At 62.2% G+C, this 22,592-nt stretch carries 23 protein-coding genes; 4 read left to right on the forward strand and 19 right to left on the reverse strand.

Features of this window, described 5'->3' with window-relative positions; genetic code table 11:
• Positions 1–3: 3 nt before the first annotated feature.
• Positions 4–819 carry a PHB depolymerase family esterase gene (locus Q0899_RS01390; protein ID WP_299190894.1) on the reverse strand — a complete coding sequence of 272 codons (816 nt, stop codon included), beginning with the start codon at positions 817–819 and terminating at the stop codon, positions 4–6.
• Positions 820–982: 163 nt separating this feature from the next.
• On the opposite strand from Q0899_RS01390, the gene phaR reads away from it, so the two are divergent.
• Positions 983–1,543 (forward strand): polyhydroxyalkanoate synthesis repressor PhaR, encoded by a 561-nt coding sequence (phaR, locus tag Q0899_RS01395; RefSeq protein ID WP_298358847.1) that lies wholly within the window; start codon positions 983–985, stop codon positions 1,541–1,543.
• Positions 1,544–1,655: 112 nt separating this feature from the next.
• Entirely contained in the window at positions 1,656–2,306 is a 651-nt protein-coding gene (locus tag Q0899_RS01400; protein WP_299190895.1) for a hemolysin III family protein, read from the forward strand.
• Here Q0899_RS01400 and Q0899_RS01405 read toward each other — a convergent pair.
• Together Q0899_RS01405 and Q0899_RS01410 are read right to left on the reverse strand one after the other, a co-directional pair.
• Positions 2,303–3,220, reverse strand: coding sequence for a hypothetical protein (locus tag Q0899_RS01405; RefSeq protein ID WP_299190896.1), 918 nt, complete (start codon positions 3,218–3,220; stop codon positions 2,303–2,305). The genes Q0899_RS01400 and Q0899_RS01405 overlap by 4 nt on opposite strands.
• Before the next feature lie 75 nt (positions 3,221–3,295).
• Positions 3,296–4,663 carry an aminotransferase gene (locus tag Q0899_RS01410; RefSeq protein WP_299190897.1) on the reverse strand — a complete coding sequence of 456 codons (1,368 nt, stop codon included), beginning with the start codon at positions 4,661–4,663 and terminating at the stop codon, positions 3,296–3,298.
• Between the two features lie 80 nt (positions 4,664–4,743).
• On the opposite strand from Q0899_RS01410, the gene Q0899_RS01415 reads away from it, so the two are divergent.
• Positions 4,744–5,712, forward strand: a complete 969-nt coding sequence (locus Q0899_RS01415) for a LysR family transcriptional regulator (RefSeq protein ID WP_298292434.1) — start codon at positions 4,744–4,746, stop codon at positions 5,710–5,712.
• 381 nt (positions 5,713–6,093) lie between these two features.
• Here Q0899_RS01415 and Q0899_RS01420 read toward each other — a convergent pair whose 3' ends face one another.
• From Q0899_RS01420 to secG, 16 genes are all read right to left on the reverse strand, one after another.
• Positions 6,094–7,278, reverse strand: a complete 1,185-nt coding sequence (locus tag Q0899_RS01420) for an aminotransferase class I/II-fold pyridoxal phosphate-dependent enzyme (protein WP_299190898.1) — start codon at positions 7,276–7,278, stop codon at positions 6,094–6,096.
• A 60-nt stretch (positions 7,279–7,338) separates the two neighbouring features.
• The gene (locus Q0899_RS01425; RefSeq protein WP_299190899.1) at positions 7,339–8,643 is read right to left on the reverse strand and encodes an FAD-binding oxidoreductase; all 1,305 of its coding nucleotides are present in this window, start codon (positions 8,641–8,643) and stop codon (positions 7,339–7,341) included.
• Positions 8,640–9,365, reverse strand: a complete 726-nt coding sequence (locus tag Q0899_RS01430) for a hypothetical protein (RefSeq protein WP_299190900.1) — start codon at positions 9,363–9,365, stop codon at positions 8,640–8,642. Before Q0899_RS01430 ends, Q0899_RS01425 begins: the two co-directional genes overlap by 4 nt.
• The gene (locus Q0899_RS01435) at positions 9,358–10,731 is read right to left on the reverse strand and encodes a glutamine synthetase family protein (RefSeq protein ID WP_299190901.1); all 1,374 of its coding nucleotides are present in this window, start codon (positions 10,729–10,731) and stop codon (positions 9,358–9,360) included. Before Q0899_RS01435 ends, Q0899_RS01430 begins: the two co-directional genes overlap by 8 nt.
• Positions 10,724–11,422, reverse strand: coding sequence for a type 1 glutamine amidotransferase (locus Q0899_RS01440; protein ID WP_298292424.1), 699 nt, complete (start codon positions 11,420–11,422; stop codon positions 10,724–10,726). The genes Q0899_RS01435 and Q0899_RS01440 overlap by 8 nt, the downstream gene beginning before the upstream one ends.
• A gap of 98 nt (positions 11,423–11,520) precedes the next feature.
• Positions 11,521–12,822 (reverse strand): glutamine synthetase family protein, encoded by a 1,302-nt coding sequence (locus tag Q0899_RS01445; RefSeq protein WP_299190902.1) that lies wholly within the window; start codon positions 12,820–12,822, stop codon positions 11,521–11,523.
• Positions 12,819–13,625, reverse strand: coding sequence for an ABC transporter permease subunit (locus Q0899_RS01450; protein WP_298292419.1), 807 nt, complete (start codon positions 13,623–13,625; stop codon positions 12,819–12,821). The genes Q0899_RS01445 and Q0899_RS01450 overlap by 4 nt, the downstream gene beginning before the upstream one ends.
• A complete protein-coding gene (locus tag Q0899_RS01455) occupies positions 13,625–14,488 on the reverse strand; it encodes an ABC transporter permease (protein WP_299190903.1) in 864 nt (287 codons plus the stop codon). The genes Q0899_RS01450 and Q0899_RS01455 overlap by 1 nt, the downstream gene beginning before the upstream one ends.
• Before the next feature lie 46 nt (positions 14,489–14,534).
• Positions 14,535–15,263, reverse strand: a complete 729-nt coding sequence (locus Q0899_RS01460) for a transporter substrate-binding domain-containing protein (protein ID WP_299190904.1) — start codon at positions 15,261–15,263, stop codon at positions 14,535–14,537.
• 38 nt (positions 15,264–15,301) lie between these two features.
• Positions 15,302–16,081, reverse strand: coding sequence for an amino acid ABC transporter ATP-binding protein (locus Q0899_RS01465; RefSeq protein ID WP_299190905.1), 780 nt, complete (start codon positions 16,079–16,081; stop codon positions 15,302–15,304).
• 89 nt (positions 16,082–16,170) lie between these two features.
• A complete protein-coding gene (locus Q0899_RS01470; protein WP_299190906.1) occupies positions 16,171–16,953 on the reverse strand; it encodes a PhnD/SsuA/transferrin family substrate-binding protein in 783 nt (260 codons plus the stop codon).
• Entirely contained in the window at positions 16,950–17,396 is a 447-nt protein-coding gene (locus Q0899_RS01475) for a TerB family tellurite resistance protein (protein ID WP_299190907.1), read from the reverse strand. The genes Q0899_RS01470 and Q0899_RS01475 overlap by 4 nt, the downstream gene beginning before the upstream one ends.
• The gene (locus tag Q0899_RS01480; RefSeq protein ID WP_299190908.1) at positions 17,396–17,689 is read right to left on the reverse strand and encodes a DUF1330 domain-containing protein; all 294 of its coding nucleotides are present in this window, start codon (positions 17,687–17,689) and stop codon (positions 17,396–17,398) included. The genes Q0899_RS01475 and Q0899_RS01480 overlap by 1 nt, the downstream gene beginning before the upstream one ends.
• Positions 17,690–17,774: 85 nt before the next feature.
• Positions 17,775–18,887 (reverse strand): class I SAM-dependent RNA methyltransferase, encoded by a 1,113-nt coding sequence (locus tag Q0899_RS01485; RefSeq protein WP_299190909.1) that lies wholly within the window; start codon positions 18,885–18,887, stop codon positions 17,775–17,777.
• An 83-nt stretch (positions 18,888–18,970) separates the two neighbouring features.
• Positions 18,971–20,614, reverse strand: coding sequence for a CTP synthase (locus tag Q0899_RS01490; protein WP_298358804.1), 1,644 nt, complete (start codon positions 20,612–20,614; stop codon positions 18,971–18,973).
• 168 nt (positions 20,615–20,782) lie between these two features.
• On the reverse strand, positions 20,783–21,136 hold the full coding sequence (gene secG / locus Q0899_RS01495) for a preprotein translocase subunit SecG (RefSeq protein WP_298292402.1): 354 nt from the start codon (positions 21,134–21,136) through the stop codon (positions 20,783–20,785).
• A gap of 159 nt (positions 21,137–21,295) precedes the next feature.
• Here secG and Q0899_RS01500 point away from each other — a divergent pair, with 159 nt between their 5' ends.
• Entirely contained in the window at positions 21,296–22,591 is a 1,296-nt protein-coding gene (locus Q0899_RS01500; protein ID WP_299190910.1) for an adenylosuccinate synthase, read from the forward strand.
• Position 22,592 lies beyond the last annotated feature (1 nt).

The following is a 22,592-nucleotide window of genomic DNA, read 5'->3' on the forward strand; positions in this document are numbered from 1 at the left end:
TTTTCATTGCGCTTCGAACCAGTCGCGCGCCATGGCCGTCCAGCCGCGCGGCAACCCGTGGCCGCCATCATGCTCGCAAAATTTGATCGCGCTGCCGTCACAGCTGGCTGACCATTCGCGGCAGCGGAATGTGTCGCCAATGGTGATCTCGTCGGGATTGGTGCGGCAGGAATTTGTCTTCCGCAATAGCCCCAGCGCCTCGAACAAATCGCCCTGATGCCAGTCGCCAATGGCGCGGCCTTCAAAGGGCACTTGCCCGTCGGCGAACCCATGCACCTGCAGCAAATTGACAGGGCCGGCCGGGCAGGCCTCATCAGGAATTGGCCGACGCAACGCGCCGGAGACGGACGCCACACCTGCAAACCGGTCGCCCGCATAGCACCCCATCATCCACGCCATCGACCCGCCTGCTGAGAACCCCGACACATACACCCGGTCCAGATCCACAGGCACCTGCGCTGCCGCGTCTTCCACTACGTCCAACGTGAACGCCACATCGTCACGCCCCGCCCATGTGGTGCGTGCAGGCCAGGCCCGGGTCTTGCGTCCGGGCAGTAGCGCGCCGTTTGGTGCGATCAGTAAATAACCCTGTTCGACGAAGTCCCGTTTCAGCCCGCCAGACTTGAACACCATTGCAGCGGATGAGTTATGCCCATGGAAAAACACAAGGGCGGGCAAGGGCGTCACCCCATCCCAGTCCGGCGGCGCAATCATGTGGTAGCTGCCGCCTTCAATTTCGCAGGCTGCGTCCTGACCGCAGGGGGCGTCGGCGAGGGCCAGGCTGGGCAAGGTCGCGAGTGCAAAGATTAGGCTGCGCATATCAGGCTCCGGTCACAGAATTTCGCGCAGCTTTGCACGGGACCGGCCAAGACGCATCTCGCAATGCCGTGAAAACGCAGAAAAAACTGAACCCAACGTATCTCTTTCTTTTCTTCTGCACCTGCGCTAGCGTTTTCTGCACTGCAATATGGGGAGAGATTGCGTGGCTAAATCCGAAGGCACACCGCTGCTGATCAAGCGTTATGCGAGCCGCAGGCTCTACAACACCGAAACCAGCGATTATGTCACGCTGGATGACATTTCCGGCTTCATTCGCGCCGGCCGCGATGTGCAGATTGTCGATCTCAAAAGCGGCGACGACCTCACCCGCCAATATCTTCTGCAGATCATTGCCGAGCATGAAAGCCGGGGCGACAATGTGCTGCCCACCAATGTGCTGACCGATCTCGTGCGCAGCTATACTGAGGGCGCACAAACCATGGTGCCCGACTTTCTGGCCGCCAGCTTCGACATGTTGCGTGATGGGCAGTCCAAAGTGATGGAAACCATGTCCAACCCGATGACCACCTTGCCCGGCTTCGACCAGATCAAAGCCCAGCAAGAGGCCTTCATGAAAACCATGATGGGGGGCTGGGCCGCGGGCTCCGCGCCAGAGCAGGACGAGAATTCGGAAGAGGCGAAATCCGATGACAAATCGGAGCTCGACACGATCCGCAAACAACTGGCCGAGATGCAGGCCGCGCTGCAAAAGATGACCAAGTAGCCCCGGGATCACTCAAAACGAATGCCCCCCGCCGCGTCACAAACAGGTGAGCGCGGCGGCTTTCCGTAGCGTTCTCTTTGAAATGTTAAGGGTTTTGCGCCAGGCTCCCGGCATGTCACAGCCTGACCCTGACGCATATCCGGACTACGCCCTTTCTGAAAAGCTGGCAGATGGGGCGGTGCATTTGGCGGGCATCGGGTGCGCAGTTGCGGCCATTGCGGTCTTCATGGTCTTCCATTTTGACATGGTCGGGGCGGGCACCATGACGGGGCTCACCATCTACTGGGCCGGTCTCGTTGCCATGCTCAGCGTGTCCTTTTGCTACCATATGACCCCGTGGGAAAGGTTGCGCCCGACGCTGCGGCGTGCCGACCACGCAACGATTTTTCTCAAGATTGCGGGGACTTACACGCCGTTGGTGATCTCCATCGGGACGGTGTTCGGCTATGTCATCCTCGCCATTGTCTGGACGCTGGCGCTAATCGGCGCGGGCCTGAAGCTGTTCATGTGGCGCACGCCGGGCAAGCTGAATGCCGGTCTTTATCTCGGGCTCGGCTGGATCAGCGTGTTTCTGGTCTGGTCGGTTTTCCAAACCTCGCCGGTCGCCGGGTGGTGCGCCGTGGCGGGTGGGCTGCTCTATTCCAGCGGCGTGGTGTTTTTCCACTGGGAGAGCCTGAAATTCGCCAATGCGATCTGGCATGGGTTCGTTGTGGTGGCCTCCGCCTTCTTTTTCGCCGCCGTTTGGATCACGGCGACCGCCTAAAGCGTCGAAGTCAGCGCGACATCGTCCGATGCCAGATCGGCCCCGCCCACAACCGTGGCCACGGCTTGCCCATTCAACAGAAGCTGCGCGTCATTGGTGCCGTCGATTGCCTCGACGCTCAATGTCGGGGCGGGGGAGCCGTCAATCTCGGAATAGATCACCTCGATCTGGTCGGCCTCCGGGTCGAAATCGGTGATCGTGACAAGCGTTTCGCCGTCATTGGCGTTGACCACACGGAACAGGTCGGCATCGTCGCCGCCGGTGCCGCTGTCTTGGCCAAACAGCCACAACGTGTCGTCACCCGCGCCGCCATCCAGCGTGTCGACACCGCGTTCAATGCCGCCAATGCCTTCAAACCTGTCGCCCGACATCTGGTCGTTGCCCGCGCCGCCAAGCAACGTGTCATTGCCGCGCCCGCCGGCCAACTGGTCCCCCCCGTCATCGCCATGCAGGAGGTCGTCGCCGGTGCTGCCCTCTAACCGGTCGTTCCCCTCGCCGCCAAACAGCGTGTCGTCCCCTGCGCCGCCGAAAATCTGGTCATTTCCGCTGCCCCCCAACGCCAGATCCGCGCCGCCGCGCATCAACAACCGGTCGTCGCCGGAACCGCCCTGCGCATAGTCATCCCCTGATGCGGCGTCCAACGTGTCGTTGCCGGCCCCCAGAAAGTAGGCCTGGTCTCCTTCACCTTCCGCGCCGACGAAACGGTCGCCTGCGTCGGTCCCCATGGTCGATCCGTCATAAAGGGAGGCGATGTATAGCGGGTCGGGGGTGATGTTTGCGCCCACCGGCGCGCCGCCGCCGGAGGCGTCGTCATTGTCCTCATCGTCGAACAGATCGCCAAACACCCCCATTTGCAGGGAGGCCATGAGCAGGAACAGCAGGCTATTTCCGAGAAACGCGTAGTGAGGCAGCATCGTATCGCCTGAGCAGGGGACAATCAAAATCCGACCCCTGATGGCGCAGAGACGCTAATTTCGCGTTAAAGCGGCTTAGGCAAACTCCGCAAAGACCTGTTTCAAAGCGGTTTCCAATTTGTCGAACATCTCGTCCATCTGCGCTTCGGTCATGATGAAGGCGGGGCACAGAACAACGGCCTGACCCAGCGGGCGGCAAATCAGCCCGTGGTCGGTGCAAGTGTTGGCAATCCGCTCGCTGACGCTCAGATGCCCTTCAAACGGGGTCTTGGTGGCCTTGTCGCGCACCGCTTCCACCGCGCCCATCAGCCCCTTGCCACGCGCCTCGCCGATATTGGGGGTGTCGGCCAGATAGGCCAATCCGGCCTCGAATTTGGGGGTCAGGGCGCGCACATTGTCGATCAGCCCCTCGTTCATAATGACGTCGATGGCCTTCAGCGCCACGGCGCAGCCCACAGGGTGGCCCGAGGCGGTGAAGCCATGCGGGAATTCTTCAATCGCGTCTGACGCGGTCTGCAGCCGGTCGGTCAAGTCCGGCCCCAGGATCACTGCGCCCATGGGGAAGTAGCCGGCGGTGAGGTTCTTCGACGAAATGATCGCGTCCGGCACAAAATCGTAGGTGTCGCAGCCCCATGTGTCGCCGGTGCGGCCAAAGCCGCAGATCACCTCGTCCGAGATCAAAGGGATGCCGTGTTTCTTCAACACCGCCTGCATCGCCTGGAAATAGCCTTCAGGGGGCGGGATCACCCCGCCTGCGCCCATCACTGGTTCGGCAAAGAACCCCGCAATCGTGTCCGCCCCTTCGCGGGCAATCACGCCTTCCAATTCCTGCGCCAGCCGCGCGGTGAACGCCGCCTCGCTTTCGTCGTCGCGCCCCTCCCGCCAATAATGCGGGCAGGTCAGGTGGATGAAGCCGTCCAAAGGTAGGCCGAACACCTCGTTATACGGCTTGCCGGTCATTGAGGCCGACACGGCTGTCACCCCATGATAGCCGTTCTTGCGCGTCAGGATCTTGCGCCGCTGCGGCTTGCCCTCAGCGCCGCCCAGAAACCACAGCATCTTGACCATCGTGTCATTCGCCTCTGAGCCGGAATTGGTGTAGAACACCTTGCCGCGGTTGTATGGCGACACCTCGACCAGCTTCTCGGACAGCATGACCGTCTGGTCACTCATCCGCCCGAAAAACGCGTGGTAGCCGGGGAAGCGGTCATATTGCGCCTTGGCGGCTTCGGCCAGGCCGGGGTGGTCAAAGCCCGCAACCATGTTCCAAAGGCCCGAATTGGCGTCCAGATATTGGGTGCCATGCACGTCAAACACATATGGCCCCTGGCCATGGGTCAGCACCACCGCGCCACGCTCGGCCACTGAAGGCAGGTCGGTAAATCCGTAGAAGGAGTGGGCGTCGGCACGCGCCTCCCACGAGTTGGGGCTGTCGTCACGCATTTGGGGTCTCCCTGATGGTCCAAAACTACGCTAGAGGGAGACGAGCAACGGGGCAATCGGTTCCGCGACGGGAGAAAGACATGGTTGATACACCGGGCAAGATCACGCTGTGGCAGGTCGAGATTTTCGTGGCCGCGGCCGAGGAATCCTCCATCTCTGCCGCCGCCCGCAGGTTGGGCGCGTCCAATTCCGCCGTGTCGCAGCAATTGTCCAACCTCGAAAGCGCGCTTGGTGCGCGGCTCTTGGAACGCGGCGAGCGCCCGATGCCGCTGACCGCTGCGGGTGAGATGTTTCTCAAACGCGCGCAGGCCATTTTGAACGAGGCCGCGCAGGCCACGGCAGAGCTGACCGTGCGCGACATGTCGTCCCGCGTCCGGCTGCGTCTTGGCATGATCGAGGATTTTGATGCGGATGTGACGCCCGCGCTGCTGATGAAGCTGTCGGAAACCATGCCCAAGGCGCGGTTCCTGCTGGAAACCGGGGCCAGCCACCGGCTGCTCGACAAGCTCGAAACGCGCGGGTTGGATCTGACCGTGACGGCGGAGCCCACGGACCTGTCCTCGGCGCTGGAAGTGCACCCTCTGTTGCAGGACCCATACGTCGTTGTGGCGCCCAAACGGATGATCCGTGATCAGGCCAAGATGCTGGATGTTTTGCGCGCCAAGCCTTTGATACAATATACCTCCCGCCACGTGATGGGCCGCCAGATTGCGGCGCATCTGACGCGGCAAAACCTGGTGTTGTCGCATCGGTTCGAGCTCGACAGCTACCATTCCATCATGGCGATGGTGGCGCGGGGCGAGGGCTGGACCATCCTGACGCCCCTGGGTGTCATGCGCGCCAAACGCTTCATGGACCGGGTCGAAACCTTCCCGCTGCCCTTCGCGCCTTTGTCGCGCCAAATCTCATTGATTGCGCGTCGCGATGACGAGCAGGACATGCCAGCCACTTTGGCCGCAACCATCCGGCCGTTGATCTCGGAGGAGATCGTCGCGTTTTGCCAAGGCCGGATGCCGTGGCTGGGCGATCAGATGAAAGTGCTCGGGTAGAAAAACTTTTGCAAAAAGTTTTTTCCAAGAATTTTCGACGAAAATTCTTGCACCTTTGCCCGCGTCAGCCAGCGGCTGCGCGGTTTCGGTGCTATCTCGGACGGTGAAGGAAGAAAGGTGGCGCCACCCTGATCGACATGAGGGGTCGCGGTTCCCGCCGGGGTTTTGGCCCCGACCGGCCTTGCCTGTCTCCGGAGGGTGCAAGGCAGCCCAAACGAACTGCCGCTGTCCCGTTCTGTCTTTGCGAGGTTTGTTAGGCCCCGCTGGATCCGAGCGCGGGTTTAGCGCGTTGGAATGAGCGGATGGTTAACCATGCGGGCGCAGCGCCTGTGTTTAGCGCAACGCTTTTGCATATTTTTGCCAAGATGAAACCTGTGGGGTTTAGCCCTTTACCATCATTGCGGCGTCCAGCAGCGCGCCTGTCACAAAATCCAGCTCGTCGCGGGTCAGCCTCACAGGCAGGCGCACGTCGCAGGCATTGGCCAGCATGGCGCGGGTTTTGGGCAGCTCGGGCATCTCACCTTCAATGAATTGCCAATTCCAGAACGCGCGCGCGTTGTCGGTGCTGAGGCCGAAGACCTGCACGCCCACGCCGTTTTCCTTGGCGAACATCTGGAAGGCGCGGGCCTCGGCCTCGGTGAAATCTGTCAGGTTGAATTGGATCGAATCCGGCGCGCGCGTCTCGCGCGGCAGGGGGGGTGGCACATCGAAATGCGGGCTGTTGTTGAGCTGCGCGGCAACATAGTCGTGGTTCTGCAGCCCGTCGCGCACGCGGCGGGGCAATTCCGCCAATTGTGGCCGGATCACGCAGGCGCTGAGGTTTTGCATGCGCAGGTTGTAGAGCGGCAATTGGTTTTGCCACGCCTCGGCCCGCTCGCCCACGATGTCGTGCTTTTTCCAATTGTGCTCATATGCGCCCGACATGATCACCGCGCGGGCCACCAGATCGGCGTCATCGGTCACCAGAATGCCGCCTTCGCCCGCGTTGATCATCTTGTAGGACTGGAAAGAGAAGCAGCCGACACGCCCCAGAGTGCCAATTTTCTTGCCATCCCAGAGTGTGCCCAACGAATGCGCCGCGTCCTCGATCACCGGTAGGTCATGCGCTTCTGCCAGCTCAAGAATGGCGTCCATGTCAGAGGTATGTCCGCGCATATGGCTGATCAGCACGGCGTCGGCATCCGCTATTTTTGCCTTCAGATCGGCGATGTCGATGCGGTAATTGTCGCCGACCTCGACCAGGACCGGCTGCATCTCGGCATGAACCACCGCCGAGGGCACGGCGGCGAAGGTGAAGGCGGGGATCAGCACTTTCGCCCCCTTGGGAAGGCCCAACGCCTTCAGCGACAGAAACAGCGCCGCCGAGCAGGAGGACACAGCGAGCGCGTATTTCGTCCCCATCATCGCGGCAAATTCGCGTTCCAGCAGGGCCACCGGCGCGTCTTCGGGCGCGGTGTAGCGAAACAGGTCGCCAGAGCGCAGCAGGGTCTCAATCGCGGCTTTGGCCGCGGCGGGGATGGGTTCGGCTTCGTGGAGGTCGGGGGCGGCGCTCTGGAAATCTCGCATCGGTTTACCTTTTCCGAAATCTAGTTTCGGAATTTCAGTAACACAGTTTTTGAGTCGCGCCTAGACTCCAATCCGGTCCCGCAACGCGTACCAGCTCATCGCCAAGGCCAGCAGCGGGCTGCGGAACGTGCCCCCGCCGGGAAAGCGCGGGGTCGGCAGGCTTTCCAGCAGCACCAGCCCGTCGGACTGGCCTTTGACGGCCTGCGCCATCAGCTTGCCCGCCATGCCCGCCAAGGCCAAGCCGCTGCCCGAATAGCCCGAGGCCGTTAGGACGTTGGGGGCGACACGGGCCACATAGGGCAGGCGGGACCTGGTGATGGCCAACGTGCCGCCCCAGGCGTAGTCGATCTGAATGCCCATGAGCTGGGGGAAGACCTGTTCCATGGGCCTGCGCACCACGGCGGCGATGTCGCGCGGGAAGCGGTAGCCATAGCTCTCGCCGCCGCCGAAGAGCAGCCGGTTATCCTCGGATTTGCGGTAGTAATTCACCACGAAGCGGCTGTCATAGGCGCAATGATTGTCTTTCAGGATAGTATCCGCCAAATCGCCCAATGGCGCGGTCGCGGCGATGAAATTGTTGATCGGCATGACCCGGGCCCGGGTCTGATGCGTCAACGCGGTGCCGTAGCCGTTGGCCGCCACAATGACGTGGCCCGCGCTGACCTGACCTTGATCGGTGCGCACCACGGCCGGGTCGCCATGGGTGATGGTATGAACGCGCGACGTCTCGAAAATGTGCACACCGGCCGCCACGCAGGCGCGCGCCAGCCCCAACGCGTAGCGCAGCGGGTGCAGGTGACCGGCCCCCATATTCTGCGCGCCGCCCGCATAGGCAGGACTGCCGGTCAGCGCCGTGATCTCATCCGCGTCCAGCATCTTGTGATCGGCGCTGCCGTAGCGGTCCTGCAGATGGGCGATGTCGGCCTTGGTATGGTCTACCTCCGCCGCGAAACGGTAGGCATGGATCAAACCGGGGGTGTAGCCCGCATCCGGCGCATGCTGCGCGGCCAAATCGCGGGTCAGGCGCGCCGCCTCTTGCGCCAGATCATAGAGCTTTCGGGCATCGTGCAAACCATGCGTCTTTTCAAGCGCTTGCTGGCTGACATTGAAATCGGTTCCGACTTGGCCGCCATTGCGGCCAGACGCGCCAAAGCCCACGCGTTGGGCGTCCAGCAGCACCACCTTCAACCCGGCCTCAGCCGCGTGCAGCGCGGCCGAAAGCCCGGTATATCCGCCACCGACAACACAGAGGTCCGCCTTGGTCTGCCCCCGCAACGGCGCGAACGGATCCAGCGGCCGGGCCGTCGCCGCGTACCAGCTGGCGGGGTACGCACCCCGGCGGTCATTGGCGTCGAGCAGGTTCATTCCGCGGCAAGCTGCCAGGTCTTGATCCGGCCGCCGGCGGGGGTGGTCTCTGTTGCCTCCGACCAGTAGCTGCCCGTCATTTCGATCCAAAGACCATCCTGCGCGCGCAGGGTCTTGAAGGCGGCGTCATAGGCCGCGCGGGTGTCGTAGCGCAGGGTGACCTGGGTCACGGGCCGGCCTGCGTCGAGCAGCCCGGCGAAGTAGCGCGGCAGGGCGGTCTTGCCGTCATGGGCGCAGAACCAGCAGGTCAAACTGCGGCTGACCCAGCCGCCATGGCCAAAATGAGCAAGGGTGGACACCTGACTGAGACCCTGGCCCAGCGTGACGACGGAGGCAAAGATGGAGCTGCCGACCCCCATATGGGCGTGTTCAACGAATGCCTTGCCCTGCGCCGCCAACAACGCGTCACGGTCGGTGATCACCATGTCGCCGCGCCCGGTGGCGGCGTCCGTCAGGATCAGCACGTAACGGTCTTGCAGCTCCGCCTCGCGCGGCAGGAGCCAAGTCCGCTTGGCGGTCACCACGGGCGGGTCGGCGTCATTCCACGCGATTGGCTCCCGATCCCAACCGGTGGGGCTGGCCTCGGCACTATCGACGGCGTAGGAAGATGCCCACGGGGCCCACAGTCTATAGGGCGCCGACACATAATAAGCGCCGCAAAGCCCGGCCAGCACAAGGGCGGTCAGCCCGACGCGCCATGCAAGCGTGCGGCCCCTAGACATTCAACAACAGATGCTCCCGCTCCCACGGGCTGATCACCTGCAGGAACTCGTCATATTCCGCGGCTTTCACAATGGAGTAGACCCGCACGAAGTCGGGGTGAAGTAGATGCGTTATGTCTTTGTTTTCCGTCAGGAGATTGAGCGCGGTGAACAGGTCCCTGGGGATGTTTTCATCCCCGTCATAGGCCTCGCCCTGAACCATCTTTGACGGCTTTAGCCCGTGTTTCAACCCCAGATACCCGCAGGCCAGCGACGCGGCTATGGCGAGATAGGGATTGCAATCCATGCCCGCCAAACGGTTCTCCACCCGCCGCGAGGCGGCGTCGGCGACCGGCACACGGATGCCGGTGGTGCGGTTGTCCCGCCCCCAATCAAGGTTGATGGGCGCGGCATGGTCTTTGACGTAGCGCCGGTAGCTGTTCACATAGGGCGCCATCAGGGCAATGACGCTGGGCAAGTGGTGCTGCAAGCCGCCGATGAAATGCATGAACGCGGGGGTTTCCGCCCCGCGCGGGCCGGAGAAGATGTTCTTGCCGGTCGCGCGGTCGAGCACGGAATGGTGGATATGCATAGCTGAGCCGGGCTCGCCCTCAATCGGCTTGGCCATGAAGGTGGCAAAGCAGTCATGGCGCAGCGCTGCCTCGCGGATGAGGCGTTTGAAGTAGAATATCTCATCCGCCAGCTTGACCGGATCGCCGTGGCGCAGGTTGATCTCCAGCTGCCCCGCGCCGCCCTCCTGGGTGATGCCGTCAATTTCAAAGCCCTGCATTTCGGCAAAGTCGTAAATGTCGTCGATGACCGGCCCGAACTCATCGACGGCGGACATGGAATAGGCCTGCCGCGCCGCCGCTGGCCTGCCGGAGCGGCCCATCATCGGCTGAATGGTCTCCGCCGGGTTGATGTTGCGGGCAACCAGGTAGAATTCCATCTCAGGGGCCACAACCGGCTCCCAACCCTCTTTGCGGTACATCTCCACCACGCGCTTCAAGACATTGCGCGGGGAGTAGGGGACGGGCGCGCCCTTTTGATCAAACGCGTCATGGATCACCTGCAAGGTCCAGTCACCGGTCCAGGGCGCTGCGGTCGCGGTGTCCATGTCGGGCTTCAGCACCATATCAGGCTCGGTAAAACCGTCATCGCCCGCCGCTTCCCCCCAGCCGCCGGTGATGGTTTGAAAATAGATCGAATTGGGCAGGAAAAACTGGTTTTGCCGCGCGAATTTGGACGCTGGCACCGCCTTGCCGCGCGCGATGCCGGGCAGGTCGGAGACCACGCATTCGACCTCATCCAGCCGTTTGCCGCGCAGGTACTGGTTGGCGGCATCTGGCAGGGCTTCCATCCAGTGGTCGGGGCCGGTGTCACGCATGGGCGGCCTCCCGCGGCTGGTGGAAGAAGGCGGCAATTTTGGCAGCGAGCGCGTCGTTGTCGTCAGGCAGGTCTGCCTGCGCGGCGGCGCGGTCCATCAGCGCATCGGGGTAGTCGGCGGTGCCTTTGCGGAGTTTCGCATAATCGGCGATGATCGCCCCGCCAAATTCGGGATGCGGCTGCACCGAGAAGGCGCGGTCGCCGTAGAGCAGCGCCGCATTTTCGCAAAAGGCGTTGCTGGCCACGGGCGTGGCCCCGCTGGGCCGCGTGATGACCTGATCCTGATGCCACGCGTTAAGCTGCACCGTTCCGATATCGTCGAACGTGTAGTCGTTCAGCCCCAACGCCCAGCCGCCTTTGAACTTCTCGACATGGCCGCCCAGCGCCTGCGCGATGATCTGGTGGCCGAAACAAATGCCCACCATTGGCACGGCCCGCGCGTAGGCGGTTCGGATGAACTCCTCGAGCGGCGGGATAAACGGGTGGTCCTCGTAGGCCCCATGTTTCGAGCCCGTAAGCAGCCAGCCGTCACATTCCTCAACGCTTTGCGGAAATTGCATGAATTCAACGTCATAGCTTGCGAAGGTGAAGTTTCCATGGCGCAGCAGCCGCTCGAACATTTGAGGGAAGGTGCCATGCTTGGATTTGACCTCGGGCATGGTGTGGCCGCATTCGAGAATGCCGATTTTCATGGGGGCCTCTTGGGTGGTGTTTGCGCCAAGCTATCCGAGCGCTGCGCCCTTGGGAAGGTGGGACCCTGCGGGGCAGGTATTTTTGAAACAGTGATAGGCTAGACGGTTTCCAGGCTCAGCTTCATTTGATCCTCTGGGGACAGGGGGGCGTATTTGCGCAGCTCCTGGCGTTTGGTGCGGGTCAGGTTGTCGATCAGCAGGGGCGTGAAGATGCGCGCGACGTCCTTTGACGCGGCAAACAGGTCGATGGCGGATGCCCAATCGCCTGCCAGCTGCGGCAAGTCCTGCGCATAGGCGTTGCCCTTGATGGCCGTCGGCGGGGCGGCCGCGTCCTCGATACCGTTCATGGCCGCGCCCAGGATGGCGGCCAACATCAGATACGGGTTGGTGTCGCCGCCTGCGACGCGGTGTTCGATCCTGCGGGCCTGCGGCGGCCCCCCGGGGATGCGGATCGAGGCGGTGCGGTTTTCATAGCCCCAACAGATCGCCGTTGGCGCATGCGAGCCCTTGACCAGCCGCGTGTAGCTGTTGGCATGGGGCGCGAAGATCAGGGTGGAGGCCTTCATGGCCTGCAGGCCGCCCGCAACAGCGTGTTTCAGGATAGCCGTGCCCCCAGACCCGCCATCGTCAAAGATATTTGTGCCTGATGCGTCCACCACCGAGAAATGAACATGCAGCCCGTTGCCCGCATCATCTGCGTAGGGTTTCGCCATGAAGCTGGCAATGTGGCCATGTTTGCGGGCCAGCCCCTTGGCCATGTGCTTGAAGAGCCACGCGTCATCGGCGGCGCGCATTGCGTCCTGGTGGGTCAGGTTGACCTCGAACTGGCCCACGCCGCCTTCGCTGATGGAGGTCTGCGCAGGGATGCCCATGACTTCGCACGCGTCGTAGAGGTCTGAAAAGAAGGAGTCGAACGAGTCCAGAACGCGCAGCGAGGTGATTTCGCTGCGGGACTGCGCCTTGCCTGTGACCGGGTCGCGCGGCGGGGCGGGCATGTCGCCGGTTGCATCGCAAAGGTAGAATTCCAGCTCGGTCGCGGCGATCACCTGCCAGCCCTTGTCCCGATAGCGGCGGAGGACCCGGTCAAGCGCATGTCTTGGGTCGCCATCAAACGGCGTGCCGTCTTCGTTGAAGGTCCACATCGGGTGCAGCTGGGAAGGGGTGGCGAGCCATGGCATCGCAACCGCGCCGCGATCGGTGGGCAACAAGGTCCCATCCGCGTCACCCGCGTCAAAGAGCAACGGGCTGTCCTCGATGTCTTCGCCCCACAGATCAAGGCCCAGCACGGTCAGCGGCAGGCGGGCGGCGCCGGATGCGAGTTTCTTCGCGTCGGCGCTGTGCGTGCGTTTGCCGCGGGCCTGCCCGTTGAGGTCACACACGGCGTAGCGGATGGTGGTCATCGGATGATCTGGGGGCGATAGCGCAGCCTGCGGCGCTTTTCCTGCGGCAGGTGGCGGTTCAGGTGCCGGTTGGCCAAGCCGAACACGCCGATCACGATGAGGGTCAGCAGCACAAAGTAGAAGGCCACAATCGGGTAGGGGATGAACGGGTTGAAAGTCTTGTCGGCAAAATAGGACGCGTAGTAGAGCGCGTCACCCTTCTGCTGAAAGGCCGGAAAGCCGGACAGGAAGACAAGGGTGGTGGCGTGAAACAGGAAGATCGCCTCGTTCGTGTAGGCGGGCCAGGCCAGCCGCATGGTGGTGGGCCAGATGATCCGGCGGAAGCGCGACCAGCCGGTCATGCCATAGGCGTCCGCGGCCTCAACCTCGCCGCGCGGCACGGAGCGCAGCGCGCCGTAGAATATCTCGGCCGAATAGGCGGCGGTATTGAGAAACAGCACGCACAGCGCGCCGGCCCAGGCGTTGGTCAGCCAGCTTGTGCCCGGCACGTTTTGCTTCAGCGCGGTGAAGATGGCGTAGGCGAGGAAGAACTGGATGAACAAGGGCGAGCCGCGGAAGACGAAGATGAACCATTCCGCGGGTTTGCGCAGCAGCGGGTTCTTGGCCGATTTGCCAAGCGCCACGGCATTGGCCAGCACAAAGCCCGCAATCAGGGCCAACACGCCAAAATAGATGTTCCACAACATGCCCGACCCGATCAGCGTGAACTGCTGGCAAATGGTGAAATCCTCGCGCGGCAGCAGCCGCTCACCGTAACCGAGGCTGCGGAAGGCGTAATCCTGCACGGTCTGCCAGCACGACATCAGCTACCCCCCAACGTGGCCTGACCCCGGGTCAGGCGCTTCATGATGCGCTCAAGCACGACTTCGGAGAGTTTGGTGAAGCACAGGTAGAAGACCAGCAACGCCAGAAAATACCAGATACGCCAGTCGCCATGCGGGTATTCGGTGAAGCGGGCGGTTTTGGTGCCTGACAGCTCGCGCGCCCAATAGACGATATCTTCGACGCCCAGCAAAAACAGCAGCGGCGTGGCCTTGATCAGCACCATCCACAGGTTGCTGAGGCCGGGCAGGGCGTAAACCCACATCTGCGGCACCAAAATGCGCCAAAACGTCTGGCGGCGGGACATGCCGTAGGCCTCGGCCGTTTCGATCTGGCCCTTTGGCACCGCCCGCATGGCCCCAAAGAGCACGTTGGCCGCGAAGGCCCCGAACACGATGGCGAAGGTCAGCACGGCGGTGAAGAAGCCGTAAATCTCGTGCACCCATTGCGGAGCGGAATTCAACGGCAGCTTGGCCGCCTGACAGACCACAAAATCGTTGCCCTGCCGGATCGGGTCGGTCCAGTCGGGGCACAACCATTGGTGGCGCATCCACTCAAAGGCCTGATCCAGCGCGATGACGAAGAACAGGAAGAAGGCGATATCAGGCACGCCGCGCACAATGGCAATGTAGCTTTTGCCGATCCATCTGAGCGGGGGGATGTTGGATCGGGCGGTACTTGCGCCGCCAAATCCGAACAGCAGCGCCGAGGGCGCGGTGATGGCCAGCAGCAGCAGCACCGTCCCGAACGCCCAATACATGTTCATGTGCTTGCCCGTGGTCAGGTAGCAGCTCAGCCATGTCAGGCCTTCGATGGAGGAGGGGTCGGCGCAGTAGGAAAACATGAAAGGCGCCCCCCGCCCGGACGTGCCGGGCGGGGGGCTGATATGTTTAGAAGGTTGCCGAACCCGGCAGGTGCTTCTCGATCAGCGCGTTCAACGAACCGTCGGCCTTCATCGACTGGATGGCTTTCGAGAATTTCTCTTTCAGCTCGGTGTCGCTTTCGCGGATGCCCATGCCGATGCCGCCGCCCAGCAGGACGTCTTCGCCAACAATGGACAGGTCGGCCTCGGCCTCTGCAATTGGCTCAAGATAGGCTTTGTCGGCCAGCACGGCGTCGGCTTCGCCATTCTTGACCGCCGCGATGGTTTCTTCCGGTGTCGCAAATTCCAGCAGGGTCGCGCCGGAGGACGCGATGTGGCTGGATTGAATGGTCGAAGCCTGCGCCGCGATCACGCCGCCTTCCAGATCGGCATCTGCCGACAGCGCCACATAGGCGGATGGGTCAGGCTGGGTGTATGGGTCGGTGAAGTCGATGACCTCGTCGCGTTCTGCCGTGATCGACATGCCCGCGATGATGGTGTCGTAGTTGCCGGAGACGAGGTTTGGAATGATCGAATCCCACTCGTTGGTGACCCATTCGCAGGTCAGCTCGGCGCGCGCGCACAGCTCGTCGCCAAGCTCGCGCTCGAACCCGTCAACTTCGCCGGCATCGTTGATGAAGTTGTAGGGAGGGTAGGCGCCCTCGGTCCCCATACGGATGGTTTTCGCGTGGCCGTCGGCGAAAGCGAAACCGGCCGACAGGGCCAGGGCGGTGGTCGCAAGGATCAGTTTTTTCATGAGTTTGAACTCCCAGTAATGTGTTGCGCTTCAATTGGTTAGGCCGGAACAGTCGCGCTTAGGAACTGTTGCAGTCGTTCCGTCTTCGGGGATCCGAAAACAGCATCAGGGGGGCCTTCTTCTTCGATGAGGCCTTGATGTAGGAACACGACATGGTCGCTGACGTCAGCGGCCAGCCGCATATCGTGGGTCACGATGATCATCGTGCGGCCTTCCTTGGCCAGGTCTTTGATAACTTTGACAACTTCCTGCTCCAATTCGGGGTCCAGAGCGGAGGTCGGTTCGTCAAACAGCAGCGCTTTAGGCTGCATGCACAGCGCGCGCGCGATCGCGGCGCGTTGCTGTTGCCCCCCGGACAGCTGCGCGGGGTAGACGTCGCATTTGTCGCCGATCCCCACCTTGGCGAGCAGGTCGCGGGCCCGCTGTTCAACGGCTTTGGGGGCTTCGCCCAGCACGGTGACAGGCGCTTCCATCACATTTTGCAGGATCGACATATGCGCCCACAAGTTAAACTGTTGAAACACCATGGAAAGGTTGGTGCGGATGCGAATAATCTGCTTGTTATCAGCGGGTTTTCGGCTGTGGTCTTGCCCTGTCCAGGTCACGGGCTCGCCGCAGAAAAGCACCTCGCCCTGCTGGCTGTCCTCCAGCAAATTGGCGCAGCGCAGCAGCGTGGATTTGCCTGAACCGGAAGACCCGATCAGCGAGATCACCTCGCCCGCCTTGGCGGAAATGCCGACGCCTTTGAGAACCTCCAGCGTGCCATAGGCCTTGTGCAGGTTCTTGATCTCAATGACTGGTGCGTCGGTGGTTGTCACGTATGGCAGCTTCTGTTGGTCCCCGAGGCGGGAGTAATCCGCATTTTTCAGGGATTTGCAATGGGTTGGAAGTGCTTGACTTTAGGGCATCACGCAAAGACCGCCTCAGGCGGTGGCGGGACGGGCAGTTCCGTGTAGCGTTCCACCCGACACGCCGTCACCCCGTTGAGGTCCAGCGTGGCCCTATCGGCACCCGGCATGTCGCGGATGGCCTGGCTGAGCGAGGCCCAGAATGTGCTGGCGTCCCACCCTGGACGGGTGATCAGCGGCAGGCCGGGGGTCGGGTCGGTTTGCCCAATCTCTACCAGCCGATCCATCAATGGCTCGTAACGCCGCAGGAGCCGGAACGTCTGTGCATCAATCGCGGCGATGTCTGCCTGCCCTTCGGCAACCGCCTTGGCGGAGGCAGAATGCGCGCCCGTCTCGACGCCGTTGGAGAAAGCCAGCCCCCGCGCCTCCAGATGAAAATACGGCGCGGCCCAACCCGATTGGCTGTCCGGCGCGTTATAGGCCAATGTCAAAGATGGCCAATTCTGCGGGTCATGCCGCATGTCATCCCGCCGCATGACCAGAACAGAGGCGTAATACCCCGGCGCGCAGCCCGGCAGGCCAAAATCGAACGTGCCCAAATAGGTGACCTTGCCGTGCAACCGCGTCCGGTAGGGCAGGGAGCAGGTCTGGGACAAAACCAGATCGTCGCGCAACCAGTGGTCCGCCTCATTCGCATCCCAGCTCAGAGCGTCGGGGAGGTCCGGCAGGGTTTGGCGGGCGGTCTTTTGCCGCCGGCGATATTCTTTCGTGGCGGCGCTCCACAGGGTATTCCATGCGGCCCGTGTTTCGGGTCGGTCATACATGGGCAGGCTGGCGATCACCCGTTGAGCCGCTCGATCACGCGTTGGCGGGCCAGGGCGCTGTCGCGATCATTGATGCCCAGCAAGGGCGCGACCATGCGGATCAGGCTGTCTTCGTCATCAGAGCGGGAGCCATCAGCCAGGGCAAGCTCCCAGATGTCTTCGATGACCCGGGTGCGGTCCTCATGGGCGGTGTGATCTTTGATGGCGCGGGTGAAGCGGACGGTATCAGGCGCCTCGGTCTCAAGGGTCTCGGCTTCCACGCGCAATGCTTGCGCGTCCCCGTCCGTCAGTTGGTAATGCCGCGCGAGAATGAGGTCGATGCGGGCGGCTTCGGAGGATGCGTAATGGCCATCGGTTCGGGCAAGGCGGACAAGCAGCGCGGCCATGGCAAGGCGGGCGTCCGTGGCCTCCAATTGGTCAGGCGTGTCGGCGGTGAGGCGGTTCAACAGGGCTGCAAACATCAGGCGTCATATCCTTCGATGATGACCAGATCCCCCGAGGAGGCGGGGTCGCGGAAAGACTTGGCGCGCTGGTATTCAGGGCTGTCATAGCAGGCAGTGGCGGTGGCGAGGTCCTTGAATTCGATCACCACGGAGCGGCTTCTTTGCTGGCCCTCGCGGACCTCTTGCTGGCCGCCTCGGACCAGAAATGTCGCGCCGTATTTGGCGAAGGCTTCCGCATTCGCGGCGCGGTAATCTTCGTAGGCGGCGGGGTCGGTGACGTCTACATGGGCGATCCAGTAGGCTTTGGGCATGGCGGCCTCTCCAAGGTTTCCCGCATGCGGGAGGTTTTGTAACATCTTGAATCGCAAGGGTTTCACACGCGATCTTAGGGATATGTTACCCCAGCTTATCTGTGGTGAACAGCCAGACTTTCAAGCCCCCATGCGGGATTGGGGCGCCTTGGGCCTTGAACGGCAGGCCCGTGGCATTGGCCAATGGCGGCTCGGATGTCACAAGACCCACGCGCCAGCCTTTGAAGCGGGTTTTCAACGTCTCGCCCAGCGTGCCGTAGAGCGGGTAGAGCAGCTTTTTGTTGCCGATGCGCCCGCCATAGGGCGGGTTGACGATGACCAGACCCGGTGTGCCGTCGGGCGGTTGCAGCTCGCCCGCAGCGTGGGTGACGAATTCGGTCAGATGGGCGACGCCCGCACGCTCGGCATTGTCGCGGCTCATTTTGATCGCGCCCGCGTCGCGGTCTGAGCCGTAAAATGTCAGCGCCGCCTCTTTCGGCGCGTCGCGTTTCAGCGCGGTGAATGCGGTTTGGTCAAAGCTGGCAAGCTGTTCAAAAGCAAAGCCGCGAGACCTGCCGGGCTGCAAGCCCAAAGCGATTTCAGCAGCTTCAATCACAAAGGTGCCGGAGCCGCACATCGGGTCCACCACTGTTTCCGACCCGTCATAGCCACATTGGCGTAGCATCAGGGAGGCCAGCGTCTCGCGCATGGGGGCCTTGCCGATGCCCAGCTTGTGGCCGCGCTTGTGCAGGCTTTCGCCGGTGGTGTCGACGCTGATGGTGGCGCGGTTGTCGTCGATGCGGACTTTCACCACGATCTCGGCGTCGGATGACAGTGTCATGCCGTGGCTGTCTTTCAGCGCGGTCTCAATGCGCTGGGTGGCCGCGCCCGCGTGGTAAATTTTTGATTTCTTGGTCGTGACCTCGACTTTCACGGGCAGGTCTGGGCGCAGGATGTCGCCCCACGGAAACTTGCGCGAGCGTTTGTCCAATTGGGCCAGGTGAAACGCCATGAAGGAGCCCACGCGGGCCAGCACCCGGGTGGCCCCCCTCAGATCGAGGTTGGCGCGCCAGACATCGGGCCATGTGCCTTGAATGGTGACGCCGCCGCGGATGGCTTGGGCGTTCTGGAAGCCGTGTTCCTGCACCTCGGCCAATAGCATGTCTTCGAGGCCCGGGGTGCCGGTGAGGAAAATTTCGAAAGGTGCGGGGTCCGTCATGGCCTCTTTCTAATGTGGTCGGGGCGGGGCGCAAACTCTCACCGAGAGTTTGCCTCCAGAGTTTCGGGGAAACTCTGCCCGCGTCAGACCAGGCGCGACACTTCTTTTGCGGCCCGCACGAAATCTGCAAATAGCGGATGCGGGGCGAAAGGTTTGGACTTCAATTCAGGGTGGAATTGCACGCCGATGAACCACGGGTGATCCTTGACCTCGACGATCTCGGGCAATTTGCCGTCTGGCGACATGCCGGAGAAGATCAGCCCCTGTTTTTCCAGTTCTGCGCGGTATTTGATGTCGACCTCGTAGCGGTGACGGTGGCGTTCCTCAATCGCGGTCGAGCCGTAGACCTCAGCCACTTTGGAGCCTTCGGTGAGCGTGGCGTTATAGGCGCCCAAACGCATGGTGCCGCCTTTGTCGTCGCCTTCCTTGCGCTTGACCTTGTGGTTGCCCTGCACCCATTCCTTGAGGTGGTAAACCACCGGTTCAAAACGCTTTTTGCCGGCCTCATGGTCGAACTCTTCGGATCCGGCGGTTTCAATTCCAGCCAGATTGCGCGCGGCTTCGATCACCGCCATCTGCATGCCAAGGCAGATGCCGAGATAGGGGATTTCCTTTTCGCGGGCGAATTGCGCGGCTTTGATCTTGCCTTCGGTGCCGCGCTCGCCAAAGCCGCCCGGGACCAAAATGGCGTGGAACCCTTCAAGATGCGGGGCCGCGTCTTCCTTGTCGAAAATCTCGGCGTCCACCCACTCGATCCTGACCTTCACGCGGTTTTTCATACCGCCATGGGTCAGCGCCTCGTTGATCGACTTATAGGCGTCTTCAAGCTGGGTGTATTTGCCGACGATGGCGACTTTGACCTCACCTTCGGGGTTGTTGACGCGGTCCTTGACGTCTTCCCAGACGTCGAGTTTTGGCTTGGGGGCAGGGGTGATGCCGAACGCATCCAGCACCGCCTGATCGAGACCCTGTTCGTGATAGGCCAGCGGCGCCTCGTAGATCGATTTCAGATCGTAAGCGGCGATAACGCTTTCCTTGCGCACGTTGCAAAAGAGCGCCAGTTTCTCGCGTTCCTTTTGCGGGATTTCATGTTCCGAGCGGCAGACCAGAATGTCGGGCGCAATCCCGATGGATTGCAGCTCCTTGACGGAGTGCTGGGTGGGCTTGGTTTTCAATTCACCGCTGGCCGCCAGATAGGGCAGCAGGGTGAGGTGCATAAACAGGCATTCGCCGCGCGGGCGTTCATGGCTGAATTGGCGGATGGCCTCGAAGAAGGGCAGGCCCTCGATATCGCCGACCGTGCCACCGATTTCGCACAGCATGAAATCGACTTCGTCATCGCCGATTTCGATGAATTCCTTGATCTCGTTGGTGACGTGGGGGACCACCTGAATGGTTTTGCCCAGATAGTCGCCGCGCCGCTCTTTTTCGAGCACGGTGGAATAGACCCGGCCCGACGAGACGGAATCAGTCATGCGCGCGGCGACGCCGGTGAAGCGTTCATAATGGCCAAGGTCGAGATCGGTTTCCGCGCCGTCATCGGTGACGAACACTTCGCCATGCTCGAACGGTGACATCGTGCCGGGGTCGACGTTCAAATACGGGTCCAATTTGCGCAACCGGACCGAGTAGCCGCGCGCCTGCAACAACGCGCCAAGCGCGGCGGATGCCAAGCCTTTGCCGAGGGAGGACACAACACCGCCGGTAATAAAAATGTATCTCGCCATGTGGTGTATGGGCCCCGCGTTCCAAGTGTATTTCTGGTTTTTCAGGGCCGCAAAATGCCCTTACTCACGGGATTTAAGACATAAAGGATTCGCGCCCGTCCCGCAACAGGGCACGCCAGATTATGTGGGGCTCGCGGCGCAAACCCCCATAAATAGTAGATTATTGGGTTATTCGTCGATCCGTGGCGGGGTCAGCGGCGCGTCACCGGTGGTGGGCGGCAATAGCGCGTCACCCGGCAGCGGTGCGTCGGTGCCCGCTGGAGCCAGCTCGATCGCATCGAGATCAATGCCGCCGCCTGCGTTTTGAGCCGCCAACACCGTCAGCGTGATCGAGGTGATCACAAACGCGATGCCAAATACCCAGGTGAGTTTGCCCAACGCAGTGACGCCCGGACGGCCGGTCATGGCACCGCCACCACCGCCGCCAATGCCCAGACCACCGCCCTCGGAGCGTTGGATCAGCACGATCCCGATCAGGCACAGTGCGATGATCAGGTGGACGGTGAGGATGATGTTTTCCATGGGCCTCGGACTTTCGGCATGCGTGTTTGGGGGTATGTAGTCGGGGCGGGCGCATCGTGCAACCCGTCATGAAGCCTTGTTGCGGGCATTTGAGGGTTTCACCCGCCGGAAGGCGCGGCTATACGGGCGCGGGTTTAATCCATCACCGAGGGGAAGAGCATGGCCAATGTGGTAGTTGTCGGCGCGCAATGGGGCGACGAGGGCAAAGGCAAGATCGTGGATTGGCTGTCGGAACGCGCCGACACGATCGTGCGGTTTCAGGGCGGCCACAACGCGGGCCACACCTTGGTGATTGACGGCGAGGTGTTCAAGCTGAACGCGCTGCCCTCGGGCGTGGTGCGCGGCGGCAAGCTTTCTGTTATTGGCAATGGCGTGGTGCTGGACCCCTGGCATCTGGTCAGCGAGATTGCGTCGATCCAGAAACAGGGCGTGGAGATTTCACCCCAGACGCTGATGATTGCCGAGAATACCCCCCTGATCCTGCCCATTCACGGCGAATTGGACCGGGCACGGGAAGAGGCCGCATCAAAGGGGACCAAGATTGGCACAACCGGGCGCGGCATCGGGCCGGCTTATGAAGACAAGGTTGGACGCCGCTCGGTGCGGGTGGCTGACTTGGCGGATGACGCCACGCTAGAGGCGCGGGTCGACCGCGCGTTGCAGCACCACGACCCGCTGCGCAAAGGGTTGGGCATTGAGCCTGTCGACCGTGACAAGTTGGTGGCGCAGCTGCGCGAGATCGCGCCGCAGATCCTGCCTTATGCGGCCCCGGTCTGGAAAGAAATGAACGAACGCAAGAAGCGCGGCGAGCGCATCTTGTTTGAGGGCGCGCAGGGCGCGTTGTTGGACATTGATTTCGGGACGTATCCGTTTGTGACCTCGTCGAACGTGATCGCGGGGCAGGCGGCAACTGGTGTAGGTGTTGGCCCGACATCGATTGATTACGTGCTTGGCATTGTGAAGGCCTACACGACCCGTGTGGGCGAAGGCCCGTTCCCGACAGAGTTGGACGATGCCGATGGGCAGCGTCTGGGGGAGCGGGGCCATGAATTTGGCACTGTCACAGGCCGCAAGCGGCGCTGCGGGTGGTTTGATGCCGCCCTGGTGCGCCAGACCTGCGCCACCTCGGGCGTGACGGGCATTTCGCTGACCAAGCTGGATGTGCTGGACGGGTTCGAGACGCTGAAGATTTGCGTGGCTTATGAGTTAGACGGGGAGCGGCTGGATTACCTGCCGATGGCCTCCGAGCAGCAGGCGCGGTGCAAGCCGATCTATGAGGAAATGCCCGGCTGGTCGCAATCGACCGAGGGCGCGCGCAGCTGGGCGGAGCTGCCTGCGGAGGCGATCAAATATGTGCGCCGTGTGGAAGAGTTGATCGACTGCCCCGTCGCGCTATTGTCTACCTCGCCGGAACGCGAAGACACCATTCTGGTAACCGACCCGTTCGCTGATTGAG

Source organism: uncultured Litoreibacter sp., from assembly GCF_947501785.1.
GTDB lineage: Bacteria > Pseudomonadota > Alphaproteobacteria > Rhodobacterales > Rhodobacteraceae > Litoreibacter.